Genomic DNA, 3,076 nt, shown 5'->3' with positions numbered 1-3,076 from the left:
GGACGGTCTGCTGGCGCTGGTCGCCGAAGACATCGAGTGGATCATCCCGGGCGAAGACTGGCCTCTGGCCGGTACGCGCCACGGCCATGCGGGGCTTGCGGATTTACTCGAGACCGCATCCAGGTCGATGGAGACGTCCACCGAGCCCCGGGAGTTCATCGCGCAGGAAGACCGGGTGCTGGTCGTCGGTTTCGCCAAGGGCAAGATTAAAGCCAGCAACAAGACGTTCGAAGATGACTGGATCTTCGCCATCACGGTCCGCGACGGCAGACTGACGAAGATCCGCGAGTACATTGACACGCAGGCACTGGCACGAGCTTCGCAGATCGACGCATCCGGACTCACGTAGCAAAAACCGTTTGGGGCCCCTCGCCATTCGGATTCCAAACCTTGTAGGAGGTCCCCATGTACGACACATCCAAGCTATCCGAGTTGATCCGCTTCGCACGCGTTGATTCAGGCGCCACCGTCATCGACGTTTACCCGGGCGACGGCGACTGGACGCGTCTATTCTCCGACGCCGTGGGACCCAACGGACGGGTCTATAGCTTCGCGCCTGCCGAAGTCGCCCACTTCAAGAACGATCCTGTCGGCAACATGCGTACGTTGGCGAAGGAGCCGGGCCGGGCAAACGTCGAGGCGGTTTCGGCGGACCTCGTGGCGATGCCGGAAGTCACGCAGCCCGCAGATGTCCTGTGGCTGCACCTGTTCTACCACGATCTCCACACCGCGCTGATGCAGTCCAAGGACGCGACGGCGGCCGACTTCAATCGCGCCGTGTACGATCGGGTCAAGCCGGGTGGGTACTACGTCATCGTCGACCACGCCGCCGCTGGCACAGCGGGCACCAGTGTTGCCCAGTCGCTGCACCGGATCGACCCAACCTCCGTTCGGAAGGAGGCGGAGGCGGCCGGCTTCCTGCTGGACGCGGAAAGCAACATGCTCGCGAACAAGGATGATCCGCGATCAGTTGAGGTGTTCGATCCCGCGATCAAGGGCGAGACCGATCGTTTCGTCTACCGGTTTGTGAAGCCGTGACGGCTGCCAGCGACGGCCGCTTGGCGGCGGCACACTCCGACCACGACGAACGTCTCTTGCTGGCCGATTGCCGTCACTCGACACTCGACACCATCTTGCATGGCCGCACTGCTTGGCAGCTCCGATCCAATGGGACGAAACCCGATCCAGCACCTGGACTCTCTACTGTATTCAGGGTTTGGATGGAATGAGGAGAACCAGATCTGTATTACCGATGTCGACACCCGCTTGTGAAAGCAAGGTAGAGACTTGCCCGCGATGATGAGTCTGGTGGTTGAAGAAGTGCATGAGCAAACCAAAGAAACTTTTGTCTGCGGGCGTCCCTGCCATGTTTGTGTAACTCAGGGTGTCATCTAAATGTGACTCTGTAATGGAGCGAGACCATTCCATAATTACCCTATCGAGCCATATCCGATGAGCCGATAAATCGCGGATGTTTGAGAACGTCAGCTGGTTGAGACTTTTCGGGGCAGGAAGTTGCTGAACCGGCTTCAGAGCCGAGTAGTTCGCTGGGTGCCCGGCGAATCGCTGCAGCCAGATAACGTCTCCCGCCACCAAGTGGTTCAGCGTCCCGATAATAGAACCAAAGTATGCGTTTCTATTCAGTGAAAGCTCTTCATCTGACAAGCGCTTGGCCGCTTCATAAATATTTGCGTTCATCCATTCGTTATAAGTCGCCATCAGGCAGACATGGTCGGTACGATTCATTGTTTTCGCCCTTGGTTCGTTTACGCGCCCAGGTACAGGGTGAAACCGAGCCCTTCTAAACGGTCGGTACGGCAGCACCAGCGATGGCTATAGTCAATGATGCGTCAGAGCGAATCCAGCCCCGCAGACCACTCATGCGAAGGCACGGCAGGTTTGCTCGTCGCGACGTGTAGGTCTCACAGCGACTCGGGAACGGTCAGAACCTATTGTTCAAGCATCAGACTGCGCCAGAGAATCACCGGTGCTTCAACCGATACCGCCTCCGGTAGCTGCTCATCCTTTTTATTCAACGCTGGCAAAGTAGCTTCGGATGACGAAGGCTGGAGCGGCAATCGTTGTGCGGCCTCTGCGCTTGGCTCATCAACGCACGGCCTGGTCATTTCATCGTCACCACGACCTTGCCCTGGGCGCGGCCCTGCTCGACGTATTGCAACGCCTCAGCTGTTGATTCGAACGGGAAGGTGCGGTCAATCACCGGTTTGATGATGCCGGCCTCAATGAGCGCGGTGATGTGCTGCAGTTGCGCGCCATTGGCCCGCATGAAGACGAATGCGTAGCTGACGTCCCGCTGGCGTGCCTTGCGCCGGATACTGAAACTCAGCAGACGCATGACTTGTTGCAAAGGCCAGGACAACCCTTGCTCCCGTGCGAACTGCGCAGTGGGTGGCCCGGAGATGGAAATTAGCTGGCCTCCGGGTTTGAGCACCTTGAGGGATTTCTCCAATACATCGGCACCAAGGCTGTTCAATACCACGTCGAAGTCGTGCAGGACGCGTTCGAAGTTCTGCTGTGTGTAGTCGATCACCTGATCGGCCCCCAGCGCTTTTACCCATGCGACATTCGCGGTGCTGGTGGTGGTGGCGACAAAGGCCCCGAGGTGTTTGGCGAGCTGGATGGCCACGGTGCCGACGCCGCCGGATCCGGCATGGATGAGCACTTTCTGGCCCTTTTTCAGTCGGGCGGTTTCAACCAGCACTTGCCAGGCGGTCAGTGCCACCAAAGGGATGGACGCAGCTTGTGCCATGTGAGTATTGGCAGGTTTCAGTGCAATCGCTTCTTCGTTCACGGCGATTAATTCGGCGAACGCGCCGATCCGCGTTTCTGGTGGGCGTGCGTAAACTTCGTCTCCCGGCTTGAAGCGGGTCACCGCTGAACCCACGTCAACGACGATGCCGGCCAGATCGTTGCCCAGTATCAACGGAAACGAGTAGGGCAGGATCAGCTTGAATTCGCCTTCGCGGATCTTCGAATCCAGCACGTTAATGCTGCTGGCGTGCACCTCGATCAGGACGTCATGGGCGCCCACCACAGGGGCCGGTGCTTCGCCAAT

The 3,076-nt window shown here is 58.6% G+C and carries 4 protein-coding genes; 2 read left to right on the top strand and 2 right to left on the bottom strand.

The features are described from left to right. The coding region (locus DBR24_RS23760; RefSeq protein WP_256591769.1) for a nuclear transport factor 2 family protein at nt 1–349 on the top strand (349 nt) is incomplete at its 5' end. Nucleotides 350–405: 56 nt separating this feature from the next. Beyond that, nucleotides 406–1,038 (top strand): class I SAM-dependent methyltransferase, encoded by a 633-nt coding sequence (locus DBR24_RS23755; protein WP_128615959.1) that lies wholly within the window; start codon nt 406–408, stop codon nt 1,036–1,038. Nucleotides 1,039–1,209: 171 nt separating this feature from the next. Here DBR24_RS23755 and DBR24_RS23750 read toward each other — a convergent pair whose 3' ends face one another. Continuing rightward, on the bottom strand, nt 1,210–1,746 hold the full coding sequence (locus DBR24_RS23750) for a DinB family protein (RefSeq protein WP_128615958.1): 537 nt from the start codon (nt 1,744–1,746) through the stop codon (nt 1,210–1,212). A gap of 376 nt (nt 1,747–2,122) precedes the next feature. After that, nucleotides 2,123–3,076, bottom strand: a 954-nt coding sequence (locus DBR24_RS23745; protein ID WP_256591768.1) for an NADP-dependent oxidoreductase, incomplete at its 5' end; no start/stop codon positions are given.

This window comes from Pseudomonas sp. HMWF006 (genome assembly GCF_003061205.1).
Lineage (GTDB): Bacteria > Pseudomonadota > Gammaproteobacteria > Pseudomonadales > Pseudomonadaceae > Aquipseudomonas > Aquipseudomonas monsensis.
The sequence above is the reverse complement of the archived record's forward strand: the minus strand, read 5'-3'. Positions and strand labels throughout refer to the sequence as shown.